Origin of the sequence: Paenibacillus xylanilyticus (genome assembly GCF_009664365.1) — a bacterium.
Taxonomy (GTDB): domain Bacteria; phylum Bacillota; class Bacilli; order Paenibacillales; family Paenibacillaceae; genus Paenibacillus; species Paenibacillus xylanilyticus_A.
On the sequence record NZ_CP044310.1, the window covers coordinates 6,261,458 to 6,287,499 of the forward strand.

Consider the following 26,042-nt stretch of genomic DNA (forward strand, 5'->3'; position numbering starts at 1 on the left):
GCACCAAAAAAAATTAGAATTCTCAGACTGATCACGCTCGGCGACTCATGAAGCCCTTATTTAAAGGAACCGGTTTTGCATGGTATAGTATTATAGTATGTTGGACCCTATTTAATCTACTCTCATTTAATTTTGGGGGATCAGATTGAACAATTTTGAGAGTTACTTTCTGTGAATTACGAACAAACTTAGGAGGTCATCACATGACAGCACAACACTTACAATCCACAGTAGCTTTGCATAACGGCGTTCAAATGCCTTGGTTTGGACTAGGCGTATTTAAGGTAGAAGAAGGCGCAGAATTGATCGAAGCGGTCAAAAAAGCAATTCAGCATGGATACCGCAGCATTGATACTGCCGCTATATACGGTAACGAATCCGGTGTTGGACAGGCGATTGCCGAAGCGTTGAAAGAAAACAACCTGAAGCGCGAAGAACTGTTTGTCACTTCCAAAGCCTGGACTGCAGACCTTGGATATGAAGAAACTCTTGCAGCCTTCGATACAACTTTGAACAAGCTCGGTCTGGAATATCTGGATCTGTACCTGATTCACTGGCCAAAAGCGGGCAAATACAAAGGTGCATGGAAAGCGATGGAAGAGCTCTATGCTGCAGGACGTATCAAAGCGATTGGAGTAAGCAACTTCCAGATCCATCACCTTGAAGACCTGATGCAGGATGCCAAAGTGAAACCGATGGTTAACCAAGTCGAGTACCATCCTCGCCTTACTCAGGTTGAACTGAAAGCCTTCTGTGAGAAACATGGTATTCAGCTTGAAGCCTGGTCCCCGCTGATGCAAGGTCAACTGCTGGACAACCCGGTGCTTACCGAGATTGCTTCTGCCAAAGGCAAATCCGTGGCACAAGTCATCCTGCGCTGGGATCTGCAAAACGGTGTCATCACCATTCCGAAGTCCACTAAGGAAAATCGGATCATTGAGAACTCTTCCATCTTCGACTTTGAATTGTCCAACGATGAGATGGATCGAATCAGCGCCCTCAACGAAGATGTTCGTGTTGGACCAGACCCGGACAACTTTGATTTCTAATTTAAATGAAGCAAAAAGCCTCCATTCCCTCGCATATGCGGGGGTTGGGGGCTTTTGTGTGTTTTGGTTTGCAATCCTTCTCAAGGAAAAAGCCTTATCACATCGAGGACGCTCCCGAGTTCATCAGGAGCATCCTCCTTTACAGGTATGTTACGGTTGAAGCTGCCACAATGCAGCCACATTGGAAGGCTCCCACCCCGTTAAGGAGGTATGGGATTGCAGGCATTTATACGTTTTTCCATTATACGTAACCAGCTGCCCTACGACATAAGCCGTATTTGCCTGCCAAGCGGAGACGCCGGGATTCGTCGTACCCACTTCGGTTTTCACCGTCAAGGCACTGCTCGCAGCAGACAGGTTACCTGCCGCATCCTTCGCTTTTACTGTAAACGTATAAGAGGTGTCTGCCGTTAGACCCGTAACAGTTGCCGATGTTCCACTAACGGTTGTCACCAAAGCAGTTCCGTTGTATACCTCATATCCGGTTACACCAACGTTGTCCGTGGAGGCTGCCCAGCTAAGGGTGATCGTAGATGAGGTTTTGGCAGTTGATGTGAGGTTGGTCGGCACGGTTGGTGCTTGGGTATCTCCCCCCGGCTGAACCGTAGTGCTTACTGTAACGCTATTACTAGCTGCGGATAGATTGCCTGCGGCATCCTTTGCTTTTACCGTAAAGGTATAGGAAGTACCTGGTGCAAGCCCGCTAATTGTTGCGGTTGTTCCAGTAACGGAAGTCACTAGGCTAGTGCCATTGTAGACGTTATAGCCGGTAACGCCAACGTTATCCGTCGAAGCATTCCAGGCCAAGGTTACGGAGCTTGCCGTTACTCCTGTCGAACGGGCATTACCCGGTACACTCGGTGCCGTCGTATCCGCAGGAGGCACTGTACCCCCGGTTGACAGATCCGATTTCAACTTGTTTTGGAGTGTCTTGTTGCGGTCCCCACTGAGCTCCCAGAACATCGCTCCGCCAAGCCCTTTGCTCTTGATATATGCGGTTTTGTGTCCAATGGACTCCGCATCGTCATAGCTGATGAAGCGCTTGTTGGAGGCGTTATAGAGAAACGGCACTTTGGCTGTGTCGTTCCAATAGCGTGTGTATCCATTCTTATTAATATAGTTCGCTTCCAGATCGTAAAAGTCAAAGGAGCCTGCCTCCCAAGTTCCTATAGAAGAACCACCCGAACACGTTTGATACTGGCCGTTATTCGCCTGTGCACATCCATCCCAGCCTCGACCGTAAAATGGAACACCCAGCACCAGCTTGGCAGCCGGTACTCCTGCATTCAGATGTCCTTGTGCTCCGGCAGCCACATTAAAAGTATTGCTATCTGGTACCCCTGCACTTGCAGCGGCAGGATCCGCATTCAGCGGTGCATTGTGTGCGCTGATTTTCTGCCAGGCTCCGTTAAAATCGTAGGTCATGATGTTAATCCAGTCAACGATGGAAGCGATGTTCGCAAGCTCCGTATTGGCAGCATAGGTTGGAGATGCTCCGCTTGCAATCGTAAGCAGGTACTCTTTGCCGTCAACGGCTTCTGCCGCATCCAGCTTCTCGCGGATTTTGCTTAGGAGAAGGGTATAATTTTGCTTATCTTCTGGACGCTTGCTGTTGCCATCCAGCCCGCCTGATACCGGATATTCCCAGTCAAGATCCACTCCGTCAAAGTTGTATTTCCGCAGGAAATCGACGGCAGAGTTGGCAAAGACCTCACGGGTAGCTGATGTTGCGGCTACATCGGAGAAACGGTTGGACCACGTCCATCCTCCAATGGAGATGATTGTTTTCAGATTCGGATTGACCTGCTTCAGCTTGTTGAGCTGATTAATATTCCCTGCATAGGGCTGATCCCATGTGTCCCCGGCAAATTGTTTGCCTGTGTCGATCCAGGGGTCTCCGAGAACAATCGTTCCATTCGGTACATTGATTGTCTGGCTCTTCTCATTCTGGCAGCTCCAAGTCACCGGATTGGGGCCCGAAGGGTCTGGATTTCCATGAATGCCGTTCCAACAAATATCGGCAAAGGCATAGTTGATATGCGTCACCTTGGTGGGATCAATATCCGTCACATTGTAGTTTCGTCCGTATGCCGCCCAGGCAGGATAGTAACCGACAATTTTATAGGCTTCTGCTGCTTCGGCCGTTCGAGATTGAAGGGTAAATGAAGGGATGATGACAGATAAGAGCAGGACCACACCGAGGAGAACCTTACCGACTTTTTTGAAACCCATGTGTTTGGCTTTATATGACATTAGTACACAACCTCCTTCGTCGTTTGCGTGCTGAGCCCGTTCAGATACGAACGATGTGCGTTTGAAAATTGATGGTTCGTATATGCATCCCAGTTAATGGACCAGGTCATAATGCCCTTAAGGCCCGGATACCCCGCGGGTTGGCGCAAAGTATAAGAACCGCCGTAGGATACACCCTTGATCAAGTAATTCAATGCCTTCTGCAGCTCGGCAGGTGATGTATAGCCCCCACCGGCTGCCTGCTGGGATGCCGGTACACCGATCGCAATCTGATCCGGACGCAACGGACTGAAGAATGAACCCGAGCTTCCACCTACTTGAAAGCCCTGAAGCAGCATCTCGGCCATGGCTACGTGGAAATCAGCTGTGCCCTGAGCGTAGGAGCGCCCGTCCAGCCCGACCATGGAGCCACTGTTGTAGTGCTGCACATGGAGCAACGTCAGGTCGTTACGCAAGGCATGGATCACCGGCAGATATGCTCCCCAGGGACCGCCATAGGACAGATAACCACCTTGGACATAGGCCGTCTCCGGTGCTGCTGTAAGTATGAACTCACTGCCAAAGTGTGACTTGACCGCCTTGACACCCTGGATGAGATTAACGATCTTGGGTGTCGTCGGATTACGGAAATCGGTATCCCCTGCATTCAGGGAGAGGGAGCTTCCTTCCAGGTCGATATCCAGACCATTGAAACCGTAAGTTGAAATAATGGATTTCAGTGACTCCTCGAACTGCTGCCTCTTGCTCGCATCGGTAAGCTCAATCGTTCCATTGGCTCCTCCCATGGACAGCAGTACTTTTTTTCCCTGACTCTGAAGATACGCAATATCCGATTTGAATTCGGCTGTCGTTGCGTTATATGGAGTAAAAGCGAGCGTGCCGCTGCCGTGCGAAACCGGTTCGGCAAAGGAAACATTAATGATGTCGTAAGCTGTGGATACGTTGCGAAGTCTGATATTGGTAGAGCCATTGTCGAAGTTGTGCCAGTAGCCGATCAGCCATTTGTTACCGATTGGCCCCGGATTCGGAGTTCCCGTGGAAGTCGTTACACTGAGGGGATTGCTTGCAGCAGACACATTGCCTGCAGCATCTTTTGCTTTTACTGTAAAAACATAAGCTGTGCCGCTAGTTAGCCCACTTATTGTCGTTGTTACAGCTGAGGTGCTCTTCACGAGAGCCCCATTTTGGTAAACGTCGTATCCGGTCACCCCCACATTATCCGTGGATGCACTCCAGGTAAGCTGGACTGAGGTTGCCGTGATCGAAGATGAGGTTAAGCCTGCAGGAATGGAGGGTGGGGTTGTATCCGGAACAGGTGTCTCTCCTCCCTCCCCGGGACCATCTCCAACATAGGTCCATAGTGCAGGAACCAGAGGAGGCTCCCAGCCGTTCAAAGCCGTATGGGACTGAATGCATTCATAATTTTTGTTTTGATATGTTACGAGGTCTCCTTTCTTGTATGCGGTGCCGGCCTGCCACTGGGCAGCGGCGTCTGCTCTTGGTGCAAACCACGAAATGATCAGAAGAAATGCCAAAGCGACTATGATAACCGGGCGGACTCGAACAGCTTGATTCAAGCAAAATCCCTCCTGTACTCAGCTTGTTTTCACCTTGCAAAAGCTTCTCTGTGCACTGGCATGTGATCTGCGGCGATAGGAATTTAATTCGTGATCCATATTTACGTTTGCAACTCCCCCTCTCTCTTCGACATCGGATCTGCCGTTCATTTACGTTTAAGATTAATGACATCCAAATTTTACAGGAAATTTACAGATCCTCATTTGTATTTAATCAGTAAACTGCAAATGAGATAAGGGATAAATTATTCTTTTGGAGGGCGAAAATTGAATATGACGCAAAAAAAAAAGACTGTCTGCCAAGCCCCTAACGGACTTGAAAGACAGCCTTGTATAAAGCTCCCGCAGCAGGCAGTATAACGTTGCCCCTGAGGAACTAGGAATTGTTAAGCTTCAGCCAAAGGGCTGCCATTCATCCTCTCCGGATAGCACGCGAGATAATGAATATTCCCCGGCCTGCTCCTCATTCAAAATGGTTGCCCACGGCACTCGCCCCGCCCCGCTCCCTGCTCCCGGGCCCCTGCTGTTATATTCGGCGAACACCACGCTGGCCTCTGCATCAGGTTTGTTCCAGTTATGCCAGCCCTCCTGCTTCACATGAGCACCCATCCAGCAATGCAGGAAGCATACTTTGGCGTGATTTCTCCACGGCCTGCCGAGGTATACGGATTGCGGAGGTGCATTGCTGGTCAGGGAGCAGTCGATGAACACATAGCCGTACCGGACATCTTCCGGTGTAGAAGCTGCAGTGATCCAGCCATGAACTGCCTCTGCAGAGGCAGTAGGGTCATCAAACGCGCGTTTCTTCGCAAAAATCTCACAACCCTTGAATACAGCTGTAGCCGAACCAAAAATAAAATCGATATCGCCCTCGATATAACAGTCTTCATAATATTGGCGCAGCTTCCGCCTTTCTGCCCCTTCTCGGGGACCACCGAAGAAGCTCCGATCTATTGGCTGTTCCGGAAGCGGCCCGGTGAAGATCGTATCCTGATGTCCGATGAAACGACATTTGCGAAAAGCGGTCAGGTCCCCATCCACATATACGGCAAGAGCCTGCCCAACATCCTTGCCGGGACCGGCCGAATTTACGAAGGAATCAATCGCAGCCTGAATCGTGGCAAAATCACCGCTCCCATCGAGTGAAACCGTATATGTGCGGGCGTTCTTATCCTTGGATATCGACTCTTTCATGACCAACGGCCTCCTTATTTTTAGCGTCCGTACACTTCGAATTGAATGCGTTTACAACAAATTTGTCCCATCTTAGCAGAGTCCACATGGCTTGACAATATCAAAATATCTGTGACTACAATACAAATAGGATATACAAGCGGAAAACAGAAGGAAGGAATACGACATGATTATTGATGTACAACACGTGACTTGGAAAAGGGGACCGATCACCCTGCTGAACGATGTCAGCTGGCGGGTTAATGATGGAGAACACTGGGCACTGCTCGGCCTGAATGGCTCCGGCAAGACCACGCTGCTTAACATGATCACCGGTTACCTCTGGCCTACCGAAGGCTCGATTTCGGTGCTTGGACATCCGTATGGAGAGGTCGACCTGCGTGAACTGCGCAAAACCATCGGTTGGGTCAGTTCTTCCCTCCAGGAGAAATTACATGGGACGGATCGGACTCAATATGTCGTCATTAGCGGCAAGCATGCCACGATTGGTCTATATGACAAGTTATCCGATGAGGATCTGGATCAGGCCCGGGAACTGATGACCACTCTTGGCTGTCAGCACTTGTGGGATCGCGAATATCGAACCTGCTCCCAGGGCGAGAAGCAGAAGCTTCTTATTGCCAGAGCCCTGATGGCGAATCCGCGCATTCTTATTTTGGACGAGCCCTGCAATGGGCTTGATCTGTTCTCCCGTGAGCGGTTGCTGGAGAGTATCAGCGAATTATCGCAGAGACCAGACTCTCCTTCCCTGATCTACGTGACCCACCATACCGAAGAGATTCTGCCCGTGTTCAGTCATAGTCTCCTGCTTCGGCGAGGTGAGGTTGTGAGCAGCGGGCTAACCTCTGAGGTGATGAACACCGAAGTGTTGAGCATCTTTTTTGAAGCCCCTGTAGATGTGGACCGACATGGAGATCGTGTCTATGTGAGAGCAGCCGTTAAATAAACAGCTCCTCTGCACACAGCCTGAGTACTTAAAAAGCCAAAAAACTTATCCACATGTGGATAGGTTTTTTGGCTGCTTCAGGTTATTCCATCTATCCACAGCATGCTGTGTGTTATTTGCTTGCCGAGTGGAACAAAAACAGCGGAATTCGTTGTCTGCGCAGCCTTCCGTTTCCATTGTTCGAAAGATAATACCTATTGTGCACGTGCTCTTCCATAAAAAAAGACTGCCTCTGAACAGGTCAGAAACAGCCTTTGTTTTACCATCAATGAACTCAGCCGAATCGCTGCGTTTTATACCATTTGGTTTCTCTGCGGAACAGCTTGTCCCCAATGAGAGAGACAAATGCCTTAACAGAGATAACCAGAAACAGCTGGGCATATGTGAAGTAGGAAAGGCAAGCCACAATGAAGTTTTGGGTATTGCTCTGTCCAATATCGGCGGAGAGCGCCAGATTAATTTGCAGTACATAAATGTAATACATAAGTGCCCAAGCGATAACCAGATACACGTATACGTCCCCGGAGAACTGAAATGGAGAAATCACGTTGGGATTAAACAGTGCGATAACTTGGTATACAAGGTTAGAAACAAAGATAATATCCGAAACAATAATAGCGATCATAAACCAGAAATAACTCGCAGCATAGTACAGGACATGGAGTTTAATTCTCCAGCTTGTACGGTCGAATAGATGCTTAATATTATCAATAACGACCTGATAGTTTCCCTTGGACCAGCGCTGGCGTTGTTTCATATACACTTTCAGCTGCTCCGGCTCCTGTTGATAGGCTTCCGCTTGCGGCGCCAATGCAATAAGCTGACCACGGGTAAGAATATCGAACGACACAGCCGTATCTTCTGTAATGGCGTCGGGATCCCATCCGCCAATTTCACGAATCAGATTGGCCTTAATGATATAGTTGGTGCCCGGGATCGTCCCGAGCTTGAATAACTCCCATAGCCCGGTGTGGTGAACGCGCTGAACGGTTACAAGCTCCAGATTAATACAGCGGGAGAGAAAATTCTGCCCCCGGTTACGAGCCTTATTACGTCCAAATACAGCACCATGCTTCTCTGGATTCTCCAGCGCTTTCTGTGTCAGAAACATTAATGCATTTCGTTCAGGCGCCGCATCTGCATCATAAATGCAGATCCATTCGCCCCAGGCAAGTTCGAGACCATCATTCAGGGCCCCGGATTTCCCTCCTGTGCCTTTCCGCTCCAGAATCGTGAAATCCCGGTCTGCATAGCTGCTCTTTGCCTTGAGCTCCTTCAGCCGTTCAGCTGTATCATCCGTGCAGTTATCTGCGATGACGATGACCTGAACTTTATGTTCGGGATAGTTCAGACGAAGAATATGCTCAACCGTGGAAACGATAACTACGCCTTCATTATGTGCAGGCACCATAACCGTTACCGTTGGATAATCATCCATGTTCTCCGGGATTTGAATTCCCTTTTTCTCTTGTTTATTGATGAATCGAATAGCCCCGGCCATAATGACAATAGATTCAGTGACCGATATCCAGATACTAAGAATGGACATCAGCAGCAGGAAATCAGCCATTCAACTTCCTCCGATCATATTTCCTGTTGATTTTCCCTCGAAAACGCAGCGTCGCAACGGTTAAGATAAGTATGGTGATCGTGAAGAAACTACTGACGATAATGCAGAGCGGAACAAACCATGTTAAATAATTCACCGGACTATGCCTCCTCCTGCATCTAGATGTATTCTCCAATGAGATCTGTCTCTGTATTCCGTTCTAGCGCAGCAATTACAGCATCGATATCCTCGTACTTACTGAACTGTTCCTTCTGAAAAACAAGTGCACCGGAGCGAATAACCGTCTGCAGCTCGTTTCCCTTTTTATCGATAAATTGCAGATCCATCATGGCCTTTTTGATCCGTGCTGTGAGCACAGGCAAATATTCCACATTGGTCATCGGACAGAGAATGACGAACCGTCCCCGGTCTACAAAAAACTTATAATCTTCGAACCGAATTTGCTTCTGAATGGTGTTCGACAGCTCAAGCAGGAACTGTGCATACCGAACGGATCCGAGTGATTCAAGGACCAGCGGCAGAAATTCAATCTTGAACATAGCCATGCTGAACCCATACTGCTCCGAGTATCTTCTTGCCAGGTTACTCTGCTTGATAACCGTATCTGCAAGGGCCTCCTTATTGCCGAGGGTGGTGTCCAGATCCAGCTCGGGATTGCGATCCTGCAGTTCCTGCAGCCGCTCCATCACACGTGCGCTTCGAACCAGACTGGCTTTAATGAAGGCAGCCACCGCCACATTGGCCGGAATCAGCAGCCACCATGAGAACGTCAGTACATCCACGTTCGCGTAGGTCACAAGCCATACAAAATAAGAAACCAGGTATACAAACCCGGCAACAACAGACACTCCGACAGGTATCACAAAACCAAGGACCAGCGCGCCAAGCGACACAATGCTGAATATGACATCAAGCGTGGTAAAACTCTGATTCATGTAGATTTTGAGATAGATGACGAGCTGCTGAATAACAGCTAATCCAATCAGACTGGCATATCCCCATGCGATACGTTGGATAGGTGCTTTGTTTCTCATAGTTTCCTTCTCTCCGATGGTTTAAGTTATGTCTTCTAGTAATCCGCCAATTTATGACATCATTAGACAATGGTATCCTACCATATCTATACCCAAATAAGATTACAAATCCATTACTTTTTAAGAAACTTCTGTAATTCTGTCTCTCCAAGCAAAGGGAACAGATTATCAAACATATGGGTGTTCCCATCAAACACATATCCTCCCGGATAAGCCCCATCCTGACCACGCATTGTGATCATATGGTTATACAGCAGTTTGGCCCATTTTGGATCACCGGTGCGCACGGCAAGCAAGATGGCGAGTCCATATACGGAAGGCGATTCATAGGTTACCGCAGGTGCACGATTATTACGGACATACTGTCCGGGCAGCTGATGGCGGGTTTTGAATTCCTTTTTTAAAAAAGAAATCAGCTTGTCCGGTTTCCGGCTGGTCTGGACTAAGTGGTTCGCTACGATGAGCTGATCGATCATATTCACCTTGTCATCATATGTAAACTGCTGGCTCACAACGTTGAATGTTTTGGGATAGAACACTCCGTCATCAGGCATGTTTTGAAGCAAATTCTCATACTTGGCGTAGGTCCCAGGCTGCAGCATCTCGTGTTTTTCCAACTGCTCGAGAGCCGGCAAGTCCACATATACCAAGCTCAACGTATCCGGGGAATACCCTCCTGCAAAGTCATGAAAATCGACAAAGTATCCTTCATTCTGTACGGATTGGCTCAAGGTACGGGAAATCTCGGCAGCCGTGGTCAACTTCGCATCTCTGCCCTGTTCCCATTGATCCGCAGCCTTCAATAATGCGTCTATAATTCGAAAATCATCACCAAGTGCATTCGTCGTTACGTGGGCCTTGCCTTCCTTGTCCAGTTTCCAGGCAATATACTTCTGAGGCATCAGAAAATAAGTCGTCAGCAGTTCATAGCTCTGTTCAAACAAAGACTGATCGTTCTTGGCCACCGCATATTGCATCCACAAACCAAGTGACTCTGACAACGCCTCCCTGCCGGCAACAATGTCCGCCTGCTCTGAAGCAGCATCCTGCAAATAGGAAGCCAGCGTGCCATTCGGATTGGTCATATGGTTCTGGACAAATGCCACCGTCGGGGACACCGCGTTCATCACAAACCTCTCCTTCATGTACAGAAACGACCAGGCTATAATACTGACTGCAATAACGGATAGTGCCACCAGCCACGTCAGTCTTCTACGCTTGATGCTCTTCATGATTGCCTCCTGTGCGATTAATCCAGTGGAATGTTGGTTCTTTTCCTTGAAATAAGCTCGGCTATGGTCTGGGATGTAAGGATCAAGGATAGGGGCTCTGCTCATTCGGACTCGTTCATGTAGGCCCGGCGGCCGCCTTTTTTGACAAACTTCCAATCAACTTCGATATTATGGCGCATCCGCCGTAGAAGGCTGACCGCCAGCTCAATCTCTTCCTCTGTCAGTCCTTCCAGCGTAACCTGGTCGGAGTGCACTCCCTCTTTTTGAATAAAAGCCCAGGCATCCAGTCCGGCCTCTGTTGGATATAATTGCTTGTTCTTTTTATTACCCAATGCTGACTTCTTGACGATAAACCCGTCTGCTTCCAACTTGCTGATCGCTCTGGCTGCCGTGGTACGGTCCACTTTAATCATCTCGGCCAGCTGGTTAGGAATGATGCCAGGGTTCTCGCATATGCGATACAGATACAAATACTGTCCACGAGAGAGGTTCAAATGTTGAAATTCAACATTGCTGATGGAATCCAAACAACGTGCGATCATGCCGATCTCGCGCAGCACTTCTTTTTTCTCAGTCATTGTACGCACACCCTCTTATCATTTTGTTGCATTCGCAACATAATTAGTGATATAACTAAAATTAACTCATCTTAAAAGTGAACGATGATATTTTGCTTCTTTTGAGGATCCCATTTTGCTTTTGTATCAGTTTACCATGCCAGAATGACATTACTATCGGCCAAAGGAGAAACATTAATGAATACCACTATTGTAGAAGTTGATAATCAGGAACTGCTCGATGCCTGCTTCGCCATTCGTACCGCGATCTTTGTAGAAGAGCAAGGAGTTTCTGCAGAAGAGGAATTCGACGCCTACGATGCGCTCGGCACTGAAGCCCGTCATATTCTCCTCTACGTGGACGGCGTACCTGCCGCTTCCTCCAGATTGCGTATTGTGGAGAATGTCGCCAAGCTGGAACGGATCTGTGTGATGATGGATTACCGCAAACATGGCCTCGGCCGGGTGCTGATCGATAAACTGGAGCAAATGGCTCTGGATCAAGGGCTGGAGAAGGCCAAACTGCATGCGCAGGTTCAAGCTTCCGGGTTCTATGAACGTCTTGGCTATGCCGCTGCCTCCGATGTGTTTATGGAAGATGGCATTCCCCATCTGTTAATGACCAAACAGCTCAAATAGATATTAAAAAACGCCTCTGTACTCACTTTTTCAGTGAGATACGGAGGCGTTTTGCCTACGTGCACTATAACGATGCCGCACCAATCATCTCAAAGGGACGATTACCCCATAGCCAGACGGTCTGGCTGTGATTCAGCGGCATTATTTTTCATCTGTTTACTGCGCAGTTGACCGCAGGCAGCATCGATGTCAGTACCGTGTTCCATACGTACCGTGGAGTTGATGTTATTTTTCTTAAGTGTGTCATAGAAGCCCAGAATCGATTCTTCCGTACTCCGCTGATATTGACTATGCTCATCAACCGGATTGTATGGAATGAGATTGACGCTGACCATGCTCTTACGGCTGGACAACAGTTCAGCCAGCTCGGCTGCATGCTCCCGTTGATCGTTAACATCCCGAAGCAAAATATATTCAAACATGATGCGTTTGTTCGTGGTAGCCAAATAATAATCCACTGCATCCATCAGCTGTTCAATCGGGAAGGCCCGGTTGATCTTCATGATGTGTGTACGCAGTTCGTTATTCGGTGCATGTAAGGAGATCGCCAGATTAACCTGCAGACTGCTGTCTGCAAATTCCTTAATCTTGTCAGGCAGTCCACTTGTGGATACGGTGATACGCTTGGCAGCAAGGGCTAGCCCCTTACGATCCTTGATCACCTCGATGAAATTACTCATGTTCTCGAAATTATCAAACGGTTCACCAATCCCCATCACGACAACGTTGGTTACTCGCTCGCCTTGACCTGCTGCATCCAGGTGCCGCTGTACATGCATGATCTGTTCCACAATCTCTCCTGCGGACAGATCACGGCTTTTCTTAATCAATCCGCTCGCGCAGAAGCTGCAGCCAATATTACAGCCCACTTGGGTCGTTACACAGACGGTAAGACCGTATTTTTGACGCATCAATACCGTCTCAATCAGGTTCCCGTCCTGCATCCGCAGCAGAAACTTCACCGTACCGTCTGCCGACTCCTGCTTCACGTGTTCATTCATCGAGTTCATCGTGAAGTGTTCAGAGAGAACATCCAGACATTCCTGACGCACATCGTTCATCTCGGAAAAATCATGTGCGCGCTCTTGATATAACCATTCCCAGATCCGGGAAGCACGGGATTTCTTCTGCCCATGCTCCGGCAGCCAGGAACGAAGTTGCTCTAATGTTAATCCATAAATGGATGATTTGTTCATTGTATAGTCCTCTTTTCGCAAAAAGCATATGGCTTATCGGTCCTACCAAAAAACCTCTACTCTGTATTGTCCCAAAATTATCGAGGGAACACAAGGGCTTTTGCATTTCTTCCAAGAGGTTTTAGCTATGGCAAATCTGCACAATGCACATCGTTTCCTCTTACCCGGTCTTCACGGTTTAGAAGTGAATGATACCAGATGTGTGCAGCAGCACGAGAACCACGAGTATGGGTGCCACATAACGCAGCATGAACAACCAGATCCGGAACCAGCCTGCATTCAGGCCTGAAGCCTCGGCAGCCTTTTTCCAGAAGTAACCCGCAAAGATCGTCACAAGCAATCCACCGATTGGCAGCAGAATGTTCGACGCTACAAAGTCCATCCAGTCGAATACACTCTTCGAACCAATGGTCCATTCAGGCAGCAAGCCTAGAGACAATACAGAAGGCAGGCCAACGATGAAAACAGCCAGCGAGACCACCCATACGGCCCGGTTTCTGCTCCAGGACAACCGTTCCATGAAGTATTTCACCGGAACCTCAAGCAAGGATACGGCCGATGTCAGTGCTGCGATTGCCAGCAGGATGAAGAATAATCCACCAAACAGGAATCCGAGCGGCATAGCCGAGAACGCAGCTGGAAGAGCTATGAAAATAAGCGAAGGTCCTTGGTCCGGTGCAATACCAAACGAAAATGTCGTTGGGAAGATGATCAGACCGGCAATGAATGCATAGATCAGGTCACCCGCGCCGACAGCGACAGTTGCCGCACCCAGCGATTGATTTTTATCTACATAGGAACCATAAGTCACCAGGATACCCATCCCGAGCGACAGGGAGAAAAAGGCATGTCCAAGTGCAACCAGCGCTGATTCAGTCGTAAGCTGCGAGAAATCGGGATTCAGGAAAAAGGAAACTCCTGCACCTGCTCCAGGCAGAGTCACTGCCCGAATCATCAGGATAATGAGCAGAACCAGCATGGCTGGAATCAGTACCTTGTTGAATTTCTCAATTCCGTTGGATACCCCTTTGGCTACAATCCAGCCTGTAATCAGTACGGAAATCAGCTGCCACATGATCGGCAGATACCCGCCTACAAAGGAACCAAACTGCCCGGCATAATCCGGATTATCAAACAATGTACCGCTAAAAGAGGTCACAGCGTACTGCAGCGTCCAGCCTGCAATAATAACGTAGAAGGAAAGGATGATAAACGGTGTCAGTACTTGCAGTAATCCTGCAGCAAGCCAGCCCTTATGTCCACCAGCCTTGATAAATGCCGTAGCGGCGCTGCCTCTGCCACTGCGTCCGATGGCAAGCTCTGCAAGCAGAACGGGCAGACCAATCAGCAATAGACAGACGATGAAGAGCAGGAAAAACGCAGCTCCTCCATTTTCCCCCGTAATATAGGGGAATTTCCACATGTTACCCAGACCAACGGAACTACCGATGGCGGCTAGGATAAACCCGGCGCGTGAGAAGCGCTCACCTTTGCCAGTATTGTCTTGCTCCAGGTTTGACTTACTAAAATTCATCGTATCTACTCCATCACTTTAAAGTTTTCCCGTAATTATATAACACTCCTCGTGTCAGGTCATTCGAAAATCGAAATTAATCGAAATGTTATTTATTTACATTCGAGAGAGAGGTTTATTTTTATTAAATATTCACTACATTTCAGTATGGGATAAATTCAGACAGTCCAACCCCTTGCATTATATTAAACATAATAAAGACTTCCGATAACCTTCCAAAATACTGTTTTTGGTTACAAAAAAGGATTACGCTCGCCACCCCCGTGGCAGCAACGTAATCCATTTTTTTGATCTGTAGTTTAGTTCGATCTGATCTCAAGCAACTCATATTTGATAACACCCATCGGTGCATTGACATGAATGACGCTGCCTACTTCTTTGCCCATGATCTCCTTGCCGAGCGGGCTTTCGTAGGAAATTTTGTTATTTGCCACATCGGCCTCAGCTGGGCCAACCAGTTGATATTCAATCTTTTCTGCAAATTCAATATCATTCAGCAGCACGATTGAGCCAATGCTCACCTTGTTGGAGTCGATATTATCTGAACTTATCACTCTGGCCTTGGTCAGCATCTTCTCCAGAATCAAAATGCGGGTTTCCATAAATGCCTGATCATCTTTGGCTGAATGATACTCACTATTTTCCTTCAGGTCACCGTAACTGATCGCAAGCTTCAGACGCTCAGCCAACTCTTTACGCTTCACCGTCTTCAATTCCCTCAGTTCGTCCTCCAGCTTTTCCAAGCCTTCCTGTGTCAAAATTACTTCATCATTAGCCATTTTTCCATCTCCTAATCCTGCTTTCTATCTATATTCTAACCTATATCCACTCCAAACGGTTAACATACCCCCGAAAAAAGAATTTCATCCTCCATTATATAGATGCGGTCTGAATTGTACCGGTACAATCTGAGGAAATGTGAGTATCCATTTTCACTTGTCACTTCTACAATAAAATCATGGCCTTTTCGCTTCCTTTAAGAATGGCCGACTAAACGACTTGAGGTGATTCCGCTTGAACACAATGACAGATTCAGAACTGAAGTCCTATCTGAAACGAATCCACATTGATGATATTAAACCGCCAACATTGGAATTTTTGTCAGAACTTCATCGTGCACATGTACAATACCTTTCATGGCAAACGATAGATATCTTTACAGGGCGCCCGGAAGCAATCGATCTTGCCAATTCAGTCCAACTTGTCCTGCAAGGACGCAGCGGGTACTGCTTCCATCTCAATGGTGCATTCAGTGTCCTGCTTCGTTCGCTCGGCTATGAAGTACAGTGGCATCGTGCGGGAGTGCAGCCCCATGGCGAGCAGCCGCGTGTGAATTCGTTCCATCTTGGGCTGTCCGTCCTCCTACCTGAAGCTGGTCCTGAGACCGAACGCTGGCTCGTCGATGTTGGCCTGGGTGGCATGCCCTTCGAGCCTCTGCCACTTCGTTATGAGGTTTATGGAGAGACTCCTTTCACCTACAACTTAACCTCATCCAGCGTTGCTTCTGAGGGATGGCGGCTTGAATACGAACCTCATGGACCCAGTGAGGGCGTAGACTATGCTCCAGAGGTGCTCCATACCCTGGATGAGTTTATCCCCAAACATCATTTCTACAGTCAATCGGCCGAATCGCCATGGCATCAGGTTTTCCTGCTTCGCCAGAGGGATGCCGCGGCCAGCAACGAGCTGCGTGGATGCATGCTGCGAACCCATACTGCTGAAGGCATTCATAAAACCGAAATACAGAGCTATACCGATTGGAGAGAGCTGCTGGATGGAGTCTTTCATGAACCGTTGGTACGCTACAGTGAGCCGGAGCGCGTGGAGATGTGGGAACGCATTCGAGCCGGGCATGAGGAGTGGAAGAGAACGCAACAGCTGTAAAACAGGAGCGAAGACTCAACGAAGGACTAAGGAATATAAAGGGGATTCTGCTGAACATGCCGAATATCTCCTCAGGTGATAAATGATGATAAACATTCAAGTTCTGCGCATTCCTGAGGAAATCCCCAATAAATTTTGGAATTCGCTCCTCTCGCTCGTCTCGGCTGAGCGGCGGCAGCAAGCGGCACGTTTTGTCCATCAGGCCGATGCCTATCGTTCAGTGCTTGGGGAGGCGCTGGCTCGTGTGACATTGGGCAAATGGACTGGTGCGAGACCAGGCGAGCTTGTCTTTATCCGCAATACATACGGTAAGCCTTCACTTATCAGCCATCCTGAACTGCCTTTCAATGTATCCCATTCCGGTGATTGGGTTGCCGTCATTTCAGGGGGTCATGCTCCACTCGGTGTGGATGTAGAGAAAATATCCACCATCGACATGAAAATTGCCGAACGTTTCTTCTCTCCATTGGAGAGCCGGATGCTGGCAGCAGAGCCCGCAGAACAGCAGCTGGAAACCTTTTATCGGCTGTGGACGCTGAAAGAAAGTTATATCAAGGCCATCGGTATGGGGTTATCAATGCCGCTAGACTCCTTTTCCATGCTGCGTGGCATGGACGGACTCTGGTATTGTCCCGAAGCACCGACGTATCAATTCTTCAGCCAGCGTCTGGATGAGGGATATATGCTGGCAGCGACCGGTTCCGCTGCAATGGAACTGCCAACCCAGCCTGATGTGATTACGATTGAGGAGTTGTATTCATCACTACTGTGAAGATAGTTAATAGTAGATATGTAGAAACACCAAAATCCCTGGCAAATTAGCCAGAGATTTTTGATATTTATTTATACTGATAATGGCCTTGGGATGCAGCCGGAGTCTCATCCGCCAGCCTCTTGGACCACACCTGGCATCCCCGTTTCATCACAGAGGCTTAGTGGCTTCAGGTCCGTCCACTGCTCCGCAATGTAATCAAGACACACCCGGCGTTTTGCCTTGCCCAGCATCTGGGTCCAGCCTGCAGGGATTGGAATGGTTGCGGGCCAGAGCGAATACTGCCCTTCCTCATTCATTAATACCAGATAATTGCTGTCTTCCTGTTCAAAAGGGTTGCTCATCAGCTTATCCTCCTATTTAAGATGAACTTGGCGCTGGTTCAGTATCTCCAGCTTGGCCATCAGCGTCCGGCATATTTCAGCCAGTGGTCCAGGCTGGCAGAGATCCTTGTGACGGCAGGCAATATCATGCCTTTCCATTTGGCCTCCAATATAGGCATTCCACATCTCTGGTTCAATGGGATCAAACCAGTCCGGAATGACGGTAGAACGGAAGAAAATCAGATCCCCTTCGAACCGGGAAGGCGTGTACGCCTCCAGAATCTGGACAGAATTTTCATACGTTTTCCGCAGCTTCATGATCGTCTCCTCATCCAGAGTGGCCAGCGCACTTCCTTCACTGCGCAGAATACGCATGGCTGCAGCCATATCCAGCGGACCTTCCCCAATACTGTCCGGATCATATCCACCAAGGGCAAGCAAGGCAGTCAGGGCTTCTTCCTCATCCGGTTCCCCGCGAATCGGAAGATAATGACTCGGATAAGCGTCCAGCATGGCAAGAAACTCTACCTCTTCCCCTTCCGACTGAAGCTGTACGGCCATGGCCTGAGCTACATTGCCTCCAAGAGACCAGCCCAGCAATCGGTAAGGTCCCTCAGGCTGTACTGAGCGAATATGACGGATATAATCTGCGGTCATGTCCTCCAGCGTAGCTGGAAGATCCTCGTACTGGGCAATGCCGCGAGCCTGTAATCCATAGATCGGGTATTCCATACCCAGATGCTTCATCAATCCGGCATAACACCAGCTTAATCCTCCGGCAGGATGAACACAGAACAGCGGAAGGTGGGCTCCGTGAGTCCGGAGAGGCAGCAGCACTTGCAGCGAACCTGTTCCTGTATCCGAATCCATTTCAAGCCGTTCGGCCAGTCCGGCCACCGTTGCCGTTTCAAACAAAATGCCAATCCCCGGTTCCTTGCCCATGGCCTCCCGGATTCGGCTCATCAAACGAACAGCGAGCAGGGAATGTCCACCCAGGTCAAAGAACCCATCATCGATGCTGACACTTCGCAATCCCAGCACTTCGGCAAACAGATCACACAAAATCTGCTCTTGCGGATTACGCGGTGCCCGGCCACCGGAAGTCAGCTGCATTTCCGGTACAGGCAAAGCTTTGCGGTCCAGCTTGCCGTTGGCCGTAAGCGGGATAGCCTCCATGGTGACCACCGCTGATGGAACCATGTAATCAGGCAGACTCGCTGATGCATGACGACGAAGCATAGCCGATTCTGGTCCGGGTCCCATCTTCGAGTTTGGCACAATATACGCCACGAGGCGTTTATCTCCCGGCTGGTCTTCACGCACGATGACCGCAGCCTGTGCAACCTCTGAATGTCTGGCCAGCACCGCTTCGATCTCGCCAAGCTCGATGCGGAAACCGCGTATTTTCACCTGCTGATCCGCCCGGCCCAAGTAATCAAGCGACCCATCATGAAGTCTTTTCGCCAAATCTCCCGTCCGGTACATGCGTGTTCCTGCTGGACCGTATGGATCTGCGACGAAACGCTCTGCCGTAAGATCCGGTCTGCCCCAATACCCGCGGGCGAGGCCTGCTCCAGCCACATACATCTCACCTGTCACACCTGCAGGCACTGGCTGGAGATGATCATCAAGCACGTATACACGCAGATCCGGAATGGCACAGCCGATCCAGCTGCTTGCTCCTTCTGCGGCACTGCCTGCATGCAGTTCCTGATAGCTGACATGAACGGTGGTCTCCGTAATGCCATACATATTAATCAGTTTGGGTGCATCATCTGGATGGCGCTCATACCAACCCTCTAATCGTCCGAGCTCCAGTGCCTCTCCTCCAAAGATCACGTAGCGGAGTCCAAGCTTCTGTCCCCACTCGGGATGCTCCCGATCTGCCTGCATCAGCTGGTAGAATGCTGACGGCGTCTGATTTAACACCGTTACCTCTTGCTCGGCAAGCAGCTGCAGGAAGGCACCTGGCGAGCGCCTAATCTCATGCGGCACAACGACCAGCCGGCCCCCATGCAGCAGCGGTCCCCAGATCTCCCAGACCGAGAAGTCAAAGGCGTAAGAATGGAATAACGTCCATACATCACTCGCATTAAATTGGAACCAGTGCTGTGTAGCCTCAAATAACCGGATCACATTGGCATGGGGAATAACCACTCCCTTTGGTTTGCCTGTGGAACCCGAGGTATAGATCATATAAGCCGGACTGAGATGAGATACGCGTCCATTGCGTTCACCATCTGCGGGATTTCGTTCATCCTGAGCAGACAGCTGCTGAATGGTTTGAGGATCGTCCAGGTTTAACCGTTGTACGGATTCGGTCTGAGGCAGCAGGAACGCTACTTCCTCGTTGGTAATCATCACGCCCGGAGCTGCGTCTGTCAGCATATGCGTCAATCGATCCGAAGGATAATTCGGATCAAGCGGAAGATAGGCAGCCCCTGCTTTTAACACAGCCAAAATACCGACCACCATCTCAGTGGAACGTGGCAGTGCAAGAGCAACCATCTGCTCTGGGCCTACACCTTCTGCAATCAATAATCTTGCGAGCCTGTTGGCACTTGCATTGAGCTCTTGATAGTTAATGACCGTGTCTCCTAAGCTCAAGGCCGGTGCATCCGGGGTAGCCGCTGCCTGAATTTCAAAGCGTTCAACAATGGTCATTCCAGGTAAAGAAGCGTCATCCCCTGCGGCATAACACTGCTGCTCCAGGAGGGCACGTTCCGTGGGAGTTACCACGTTAAAGCAGCTAATGTGTTCATCCGTATGTTGGACCGCATCCTCCAGCACCTGGATCAATCGGACCACAAGCTCTGCTGCCGTTGATTCCCGGAAAAGATCCGTACTGTACTCCAGTACACCTTCAACTCCCGCTGGTAAACCATTGTGTTCACGCTGTTCCGTGAGCTCCACAGTCAGGTCGAATTTGGATGAACCCACGCCCTGCATACTCGTTTGGGATACCACACCTGGCAGATCCAGCTGAACGTCTGGTGTATTTTGCAGGACCAGCATCACCTGAAAGAGTGGATGCTTGGAGCGGGATCTGGACGGATTCAGCACTTCAACCAAACGCTCGAAAGGCAGATCCTGATGTTCGTAAGCATCCAAATCTACTTTCCGCACACGTGCCAGCAATTCACGGAACGTCGGATCTCCGGAAGTGTCTGTACGCAGCACAAGGGTATTGATGAACATGCCCACCACTTCGTCCAGTGCATCGTCGCTCCTGCCGGCAATCGGGGTCCCAATCGCAATATCCGTACCTGCTCCCATGCGTGTAAGCAGTACCGATAATACCGCATGCATAACCATGAAGAGACTGACCTTGTTCTCCCGGGCCACAGCCAAGAGCTGTTCATGCAGTTTCTGACTAATGGTAAAAGGGATCGTTCCGCCCCGGTAGCTGGAGACCACCGGACGTGGATAATCGGCTGGAAACGTTACTTGTTCCGGCAAGCCTTCCAGTTGACGGCTCCAGAACTCAAGCTGCCTTGCAATCAGGCTGTCCGGCTGCCCTTCGTCTCCAAGCAGTCGATCCTGCCACACCGCGTAATCGGCATATTGAACGCGCAGTGGTTCCCAGGAAGGCGCCGCCCCCTGAACACGTGCCCTATATGCTTGGGACAAGTCCCGCATCAAAGGCGACAGGGACCAACCATCTCCAGCTATATGATGAATCAGTACCAACAGAACATGCTCATCTGGACCAGATGTAAACAGCTCCGTACGGATGCCCGGCTCGCTTGAGAGCTCGAAGCTGTACCGGGAAGATTCGGTCAGAAGTTCCGCCAGCTCATCCTCTGTAGCGTATCTTACATGTAAGTTCACACGAAACTCTTCAGCATCCAGAATGGTCTGGTTTGCAGAACCAAGCTCTGGCGGATATAACGTTCTCAACGACTCATGGCGATCAACAATGTCTTGAACGGCGGCTTGAAGCGCAGGTATATCAAGTTTGCCGGTTAACCGCACCACAAGCGGAATATTGTACGTAGGACTCGGCCCTTCCAGACAATACAGGAACCAGAGCCGCCGCTGAGCAAAGGAGAGAGGAATCTCACCTTGACGTGCAGCAGGCTCTATTACTGGTCGAACTGAACCCACCTGATCCAATCTCTTGGCGAGGCCAGCTGCCGTTGGTGACTCGAATACGCTGCCAATGTTCAGCTCTGTTCCAAACACATCCCGAATCCGGGCTGTGATACGGCCTGCAAGCAGGGAATGACCACCAAGTTCGAAGAAATCATCATCGATCCCTACACGAGCGACACCCAGAATCTCAGCGAATAAACTGCACAGCATCTCCTCCTGAGGGGTCCTGGCCTCACGTCCGCTGGCATGGGACAATATTGAAGGGACAGGCAGCTGCTTGCGATCGATTTTTTTATTGGGAGTCAGCGGCATTTCGTCAAGGTTCATGAAGGCAGCTGGCACCATGTAATCCGGCAGTTCATCCGCCACATGTGCCCGAAGCAGCGACAGATCCAGACCTGAAGAGTATTCAGTGGTTGCAACCACATATGCGGCCAGACGCGGATTCCCAGGTTGGTCCTCGCGTGCCATAACCGTAACCTGGGCTATGCCCGGATATCTGGAAATGACGGATTCAATCTCACCCAATTCGATACGGAATCCTCTGATTTTGATCTGGTGGTCTGCCCGGCCCAAATAGTCAATAGACCCGTCAGGCAGCCACTTCGCCAAGTCTCCTGTACGATACATGCGGCTGCCTGCTTGTCCGAAGGGATTCGCAACAAACCGCTCGGCGGTCAGGTCAGGTCTTCCCAGATAGCCTCTTGCCAGCCCATCTCCCGCAATATATAATTCTCCGACAACACCCGGAGGGACTGGATTCAGACTCCCATCCAGCACGTAAAGCTGCGTGTTTCGAACCGGTCCGCCAATAGAGGGCTTACCCGTTGATTCAGCCACCATGGCAGCAGCCGTTGAATAAATCGTGGTCTCCGTCGGTCCATACTGGTTATGAACGTGACATCCCATCGCCTGCAAGGAAAGCTTCAGTTCCTCAGAGAGGGCTTCACCGCCTGTAATGACCGTCAGACCGTCAAATGTTCCAGGCTTGCTGGTCACCAGAGACTGCCACAACGTTGGTGTGGCTTGCATAATCGTTGTCCCCTGCCGTCTCATCTGTGCAGCCAGAGTCACCGGATCAAGAATGGTTTCTTTGCGAGCTATATCCAGCCTTGCTCCGGTCGTAAGCGGCAGAAACACCTCAAGAACAGAAATGTCAAAAGCAATTGTCGTGACCGATAACCAGCGATCCTGCCGACCGACCTTCAGTCTTAGCTTCATATCTTCCAGCAGATTGGAAAGGCCGAGATGGGTAACGGCAACCCCCTTCGGTTTACCTGTTGATCCGGAGGTATAGATGATATAAGAGGGGTTCAGCTGCGAGGCAGCTTTTGTGAGATCCTCTGGTTCGGGATTGCTCCCGGACTGACGGGCTATTCTCGCCGCAACCTTCGGTTCATCCAAGGCTAACATGGGGACATCGGACATGTGCTGCAAATGGGACAGATTGTGCTTCACCGTAATCAGACATGCCGGTCTGGCATCCTCTAGCATGTAGGTTAGTCTCTCTTCAGGGTAATCCGGGTCCAGCGGAAGGTAAGCTGCTCCCGTCTTATGAACAGCCAGGATGGCAACCACGACCTCCAGAGATCGCGGCATAGCAATGGCTACAATCTGTTCTGGTCCTACCTTATAATGCTGGATCAGCTCGTGGGCAAGACGGTTTGAACGCTCGTTAAGCTCGGCATAGGTCAGAGATTCAGCTTCGAACGTTGCCGCCATCGCAGATGGGGTGCGCCGAACCTGCTGTTCAAACATGGCCGCCGAGTTCCCTTCAGCAGCCCTGTGCTGTGTCTGATTCCACCCGTTCAGGACCTGGTCACGTTCTTCAGGTAACAGCACTTCCATTTGACCTACGTACTGCTCTTCGATTCCTTCCTGCATCATTGCATTCAGCAGCTGCATATAACGGAGCCGATGACTCAGCAAATCCGATTCGCTGTAGACGGAAGGATTGGCATCAAAATCAATCCGAAGTCCATGACCGTGCCCTTGGTCCACGACATGAATGGACAGGTCATCGACCGGACCTGTAGACAAGTTATGGATCATCCCGAGCTGACCTGCGAAATTCAGCTCATGATGGAATGGCATGACATTGATCATCGGCCCGAATAGTCGGCGATTCTCTCCCAACAGCTTCAGATCACGCCGCAGATCCTGGTGCCGATAACGTTGATGCTTGCGAACAGCCCGGATCTCCCCCACAATCTGCTCGGCCAGGGCAGATATGCGCATATTAGACTCCACTTTCAAACGCAGCGGGAGCACGTTCATAACCATGCCTGGTACACGCAAGGCTGCCGATCCCAGCCTGCACATGACAGGCAGAGCCAGTATCACATCTCGCGTACCGGTGATCCGGTGCACATAAATGGCTGCTGCTGCAATAACCAGATCAGGCCAGGTCACCCCGTACCGGTCCGCCGCATCTTGAAGGCGATCCCGATCAGACGGTGCAAGTTCAAACCTCTGTCGCAGGAAATGATCCGCTGTGCGCGAAGCCTTTTCGCCCAAACTTACGACGTCCGGTTCATCCGCATAACGCTCCAGCCAAAACGTGCGATCCTGCTCCCTTGCAGCAGACTCATGATAAGCCTCATCCTCCTGAATGACAGAGGAAAGCGGTCCAAATGCTCGTGCTTCCATGACACTCTCACCCGATCCACCCTTAACCCTGGCAGTATACAGACTTGCTACCCTACGGGTAATTAGCGATACGCCGTATCCGTCAATCGCAATATGATGCACACGCTGGTACCAGTAGTAGCTCCCTTCACTCACTTGGAACAGGGCTTCTGTAAATACCGGTCCAGCTGCAAGATTGACGGGGCTGGCGAGATCCCGGTGCATCCAGGCCATAGCAGCCGCATGGGGATCCTGTTCGCCGCGAACATCCAGTACATGAAACGTCCAATGGTCACCCTTCTGGCTGAGGGTCTGGTAGGGGCCGTGTTCATTTTCACCATAAACCATGTTTAAGGTTTCGGCCTCCTCGACGGTTTGACGAACACTCTGTTCAAACTGTTGTACATCAACATTCCCGTGAATGACCACATATTCGCCTGTATTGTACATGGGGTTGTCCGGATTCAATTGATGAGCATACCAGATCCCGGACTGCGCAGCCGACATGGGCCACGTTCCATTCCGACGCTGCGACAAGTTCACCGCCCCGTTCAAAAGTAATCTCCGTTCGGCATGACCCTGTGAGGCTGTGCATTCAACAGCACCGCCCACGAGGCTAGCGTTGGCTGCTCGGCCAGATCGACAAAGGTTACCTCTGTTCCTTCCACCCGAAAACGCTCCGCCAGGCTCATAATACGAATAGAATCGAGCCCCCAGATCTCAATGAGGTCATCATGCTCCCCGATCCGGGACGGTTGCTCCTGCAGCAGTTCGGCCACCTGTACTCGCAGCGCGTCCAGTCTCGCCTGAGCACTGCTGCCAATACTCGTCTCAGCAGAATCCATCGCTTCAGCAGTGTGTGATCTTGCCTCCGGGAAGCTTGCCCCGATCGAATCGCTTCCTTTAGCAGAGGCATCAAGCGATTCAAGCAATTGCCCGGTGGTTAGCGTCACTGCGCAGCGCTCCGACGCATAGGTAAGTGCCATACGGTGCTTCTCGGCTGAAAAATCAGCTACCGCGTCGGCAACCAGGAAGGCCTGAATATCCTTCATAAATGCCTCACAGGAGGTCATCAGACAACCAATATGAGCATAGATGCCGCATACGATCAGCTGATCCCGCCCCTGCTCCTGCACCAATTCAAGCAGTTCCGTCTTCTGGAAGGCGCTGTATCGCCATTTGGTCATAAACGTATCCTGAGGAGCAGGTGTCAGTGGTTCAATGATTTGCTTTTGCGTAGGTCCCCCATTAATGCCCGCTCCCCAGAAGTCCAGCTGCAGTCCGCGCTGCTCCGGTGTCTGTCCACCCGGCTGGGCGGAATACACCACAGGTATGCCCAGTTCATGACACTTTGCACGAAGTTGTCCAATATGATCAATCAGCTCCACTACCGGTGATTCCCCAGCCGTAAAAGCATCCACGAAATATTGCTGCATATCGTGAATGAGTAGTACTGCACGCTTCGCATCCGGCGTCCACGCTACCTTATTGACCGGAAGCTCCGACTCTGCAGGCATTGCATATGACTTAATCACTGGAAGTGCCATCCATATCCCTCT

Annotated in this window: 19 protein-coding genes; 5 read left to right on the plus strand and 14 right to left on the minus strand. The window is 50.2% G+C overall.

What is annotated here, in order from left to right:
- The first annotated feature begins 203 nt into the window (after positions 1–203).
- Positions 204–1,049 (plus strand): aldo/keto reductase, encoded by an 846-nt coding sequence (locus F4V51_RS27950; protein ID WP_095290736.1) that lies wholly within the window; start codon positions 204–206, stop codon positions 1,047–1,049.
- 150 nt (positions 1,050–1,199) lie between these two features.
- On the opposite strand, the gene F4V51_RS27955 is transcribed toward F4V51_RS27950, so the two are convergent.
- The 3 genes from F4V51_RS27955 to F4V51_RS27965 form a co-directional block, all read right to left on the minus strand.
- Positions 1,200–3,302 carry a glycosyl hydrolase family 18 protein gene (locus tag F4V51_RS27955; protein WP_153980390.1) on the minus strand — a complete coding sequence of 701 codons (2,103 nt, stop codon included), beginning with the start codon at positions 3,300–3,302 and terminating at the stop codon, positions 1,200–1,202.
- The gene (locus tag F4V51_RS27960; RefSeq protein ID WP_153980391.1) at positions 3,302–4,879 is read right to left on the minus strand and encodes a chitinase; all 1,578 of its coding nucleotides are present in this window, start codon (positions 4,877–4,879) and stop codon (positions 3,302–3,304) included. Before F4V51_RS27960 ends, F4V51_RS27955 begins: the two co-directional genes overlap by 1 nt.
- A gap of 393 nt (positions 4,880–5,272) precedes the next feature.
- Positions 5,273–6,073, minus strand: a complete 801-nt coding sequence (locus F4V51_RS27965) for a pectinesterase family protein (RefSeq protein ID WP_153980392.1) — start codon at positions 6,071–6,073, stop codon at positions 5,273–5,275.
- Between the two features lie 166 nt (positions 6,074–6,239).
- Between F4V51_RS27965 and F4V51_RS27970 the strand changes: the two genes are divergently transcribed.
- Positions 6,240–7,019 (plus strand): ABC transporter ATP-binding protein, encoded by a 780-nt coding sequence (locus F4V51_RS27970; RefSeq protein ID WP_153980393.1) that lies wholly within the window; start codon positions 6,240–6,242, stop codon positions 7,017–7,019.
- A 274-nt stretch (positions 7,020–7,293) separates the two neighbouring features.
- Here F4V51_RS27970 and F4V51_RS27975 read toward each other — a convergent pair whose 3' ends face one another.
- From F4V51_RS27975 to F4V51_RS27990, 5 genes are all read right to left on the minus strand, one after another.
- The gene (locus F4V51_RS27975) at positions 7,294–8,589 is read right to left on the minus strand and encodes a glycosyltransferase family 2 protein (RefSeq protein ID WP_153980394.1); all 1,296 of its coding nucleotides are present in this window, start codon (positions 8,587–8,589) and stop codon (positions 7,294–7,296) included.
- Positions 8,582–8,725, minus strand: coding sequence for a hypothetical protein (locus tag F4V51_RS28915; protein WP_167301716.1), 144 nt, complete (start codon positions 8,723–8,725; stop codon positions 8,582–8,584). The genes F4V51_RS27975 and F4V51_RS28915 overlap by 8 nt, the downstream gene beginning before the upstream one ends.
- A 22-nt stretch (positions 8,726–8,747) precedes the next feature.
- The gene (locus tag F4V51_RS27980; protein ID WP_095360227.1) at positions 8,748–9,623 is read right to left on the minus strand and encodes a diguanylate cyclase domain-containing protein; all 876 of its coding nucleotides are present in this window, start codon (positions 9,621–9,623) and stop codon (positions 8,748–8,750) included.
- A 113-nt stretch (positions 9,624–9,736) separates the two neighbouring features.
- On the minus strand, positions 9,737–10,855 hold the full coding sequence (locus tag F4V51_RS27985) for a glycosyl hydrolase family 8 (RefSeq protein WP_153980395.1): 1,119 nt from the start codon (positions 10,853–10,855) through the stop codon (positions 9,737–9,739).
- A 101-nt stretch (positions 10,856–10,956) separates the two neighbouring features.
- Positions 10,957–11,433: a MarR family winged helix-turn-helix transcriptional regulator gene (locus F4V51_RS27990; protein WP_095290726.1), complete on the minus strand. Its 477-nt coding sequence runs from the start codon at positions 11,431–11,433 to the stop codon at positions 10,957–10,959.
- A 177-nt stretch (positions 11,434–11,610) separates the two neighbouring features.
- Between F4V51_RS27990 and F4V51_RS27995 the strand changes: the two genes are divergently transcribed.
- Positions 11,611–12,051 carry a GNAT family N-acetyltransferase gene (locus tag F4V51_RS27995; RefSeq protein ID WP_153980396.1) on the plus strand — a complete coding sequence of 147 codons (441 nt, stop codon included), beginning with the start codon at positions 11,611–11,613 and terminating at the stop codon, positions 12,049–12,051.
- 101 nt (positions 12,052–12,152) lie between these two features.
- Here F4V51_RS27995 and rlmN read toward each other — a convergent pair whose 3' ends face one another.
- The 3 genes from rlmN to greA all read right to left on the minus strand — a co-directional run bounded on the left by rlmN (position 12,153) and on the right by greA (position 15,560).
- On the minus strand, positions 12,153–13,247 hold the full coding sequence (rlmN, locus tag F4V51_RS28000) for a dual-specificity RNA methyltransferase RlmN (protein ID WP_153980397.1): 1,095 nt from the start codon (positions 13,245–13,247) through the stop codon (positions 12,153–12,155).
- A 178-nt stretch (positions 13,248–13,425) separates the two neighbouring features.
- Positions 13,426–14,781 (minus strand): sodium-dependent transporter, encoded by a 1,356-nt coding sequence (locus tag F4V51_RS28005; protein ID WP_153980398.1) that lies wholly within the window; start codon positions 14,779–14,781, stop codon positions 13,426–13,428.
- Between the two features lie 299 nt (positions 14,782–15,080).
- Entirely contained in the window at positions 15,081–15,560 is a 480-nt protein-coding gene (gene greA, locus F4V51_RS28010; RefSeq protein WP_095290722.1) for a transcription elongation factor GreA, read from the minus strand.
- Positions 15,561–15,795: 235 nt separating this feature from the next.
- Between greA and F4V51_RS28015 the strand changes: the two genes are divergently transcribed.
- Entirely contained in the window at positions 15,796–16,665 is an 870-nt protein-coding gene (locus tag F4V51_RS28015) for an arylamine N-acetyltransferase family protein (RefSeq protein ID WP_153980399.1), read from the plus strand.
- Positions 16,666–16,747: 82 nt separating this feature from the next.
- The gene (locus tag F4V51_RS28020; RefSeq protein ID WP_153980400.1) at positions 16,748–17,437 is read left to right on the plus strand and encodes a 4'-phosphopantetheinyl transferase family protein; all 690 of its coding nucleotides are present in this window, start codon (positions 16,748–16,750) and stop codon (positions 17,435–17,437) included.
- 107 nt (positions 17,438–17,544) lie between these two features.
- Here F4V51_RS28020 and F4V51_RS28025 read toward each other — a convergent pair whose 3' ends face one another.
- The 3 genes from F4V51_RS28025 to F4V51_RS28035 are packed head-to-tail and all read right to left on the minus strand — an operon-like array spanning position 17,545 to position 26,030.
- Positions 17,545–17,781 carry an MbtH family protein gene (locus tag F4V51_RS28025; RefSeq protein ID WP_153980401.1) on the minus strand — a complete coding sequence of 79 codons (237 nt, stop codon included), beginning with the start codon at positions 17,779–17,781 and terminating at the stop codon, positions 17,545–17,547.
- Between the two features lie 12 nt (positions 17,782–17,793).
- The gene (locus F4V51_RS28030; RefSeq protein ID WP_153980402.1) at positions 17,794–25,020 is read right to left on the minus strand and encodes an amino acid adenylation domain-containing protein; all 7,227 of its coding nucleotides are present in this window, start codon (positions 25,018–25,020) and stop codon (positions 17,794–17,796) included.
- Between the two features lie 14 nt (positions 25,021–25,034).
- Entirely contained in the window at positions 25,035–26,030 is a 996-nt protein-coding gene (locus F4V51_RS28035) for an isochorismatase family protein (protein WP_153980403.1), read from the minus strand.
- Positions 26,031–26,042 lie beyond the last annotated feature (12 nt).

Coding starts and splice junctions, on each gene's coding strand:
- F4V51_RS27950 (WP_095290736.1), top strand. CDS start 204: ATGACAGCACAACACTTACAATCCACAGTAGCTTTGCATAACGGCGTT.
- F4V51_RS27955 (WP_153980390.1), bottom strand. CDS start 3,302: ATGTCATATAAAGCCAAACACATGGGTTTCAAAAAAGTCGGTAAGGTT.
- F4V51_RS27965 (WP_153980392.1), bottom strand. CDS start 6,073: ATGAAAGAGTCGATATCCAAGGATAAGAACGCCCGCACATATACGGTT.
- F4V51_RS27970 (WP_153980393.1), top strand. CDS start 6,240: ATGATTATTGATGTACAACACGTGACTTGGAAAAGGGGACCGATCACC.
- F4V51_RS27975 (WP_153980394.1), bottom strand. CDS start 8,589: ATGGCTGATTTCCTGCTGCTGATGTCCATTCTTAGTATCTGGATATCG.
- F4V51_RS27980 (WP_095360227.1), bottom strand. CDS start 9,623: ATGAGAAACAAAGCACCTATCCAACGTATCGCATGGGGATATGCCAGT.
- F4V51_RS27985 (WP_153980395.1), bottom strand. CDS start 10,855: ATGAAGAGCATCAAGCGTAGAAGACTGACGTGGCTGGTGGCACTATCC.
- F4V51_RS27990 (WP_095290726.1), bottom strand. CDS start 11,433: ATGACTGAGAAAAAAGAAGTGCTGCGCGAGATCGGCATGATCGCACGT.
- F4V51_RS27995 (WP_153980396.1), top strand. CDS start 11,611: ATGAATACCACTATTGTAGAAGTTGATAATCAGGAACTGCTCGATGCC.
- rlmN (WP_153980397.1), bottom strand. CDS start 13,247: ATGAACAAATCATCCATTTATGGATTAACATTAGAGCAACTTCGTTCC.
- F4V51_RS28005 (WP_153980398.1), bottom strand. CDS start 14,781: ATGAATTTTAGTAAGTCAAACCTGGAGCAAGACAATACTGGCAAAGGT.
- greA (WP_095290722.1), bottom strand. CDS start 15,560: ATGGCTAATGATGAAGTAATTTTGACACAGGAAGGCTTGGAAAAGCTG.
- F4V51_RS28020 (WP_153980400.1), top strand. CDS start 16,748: ATGATGATAAACATTCAAGTTCTGCGCATTCCTGAGGAAATCCCCAAT.
- F4V51_RS28025 (WP_153980401.1), bottom strand. CDS start 17,781: ATGAGCAACCCTTTTGAACAGGAAGACAGCAATTATCTGGTATTAATG.
- F4V51_RS28035 (WP_153980403.1), bottom strand. CDS start 26,030: ATGGCACTTCCAGTGATTAAGTCATATGCAATGCCTGCAGAGTCGGAG.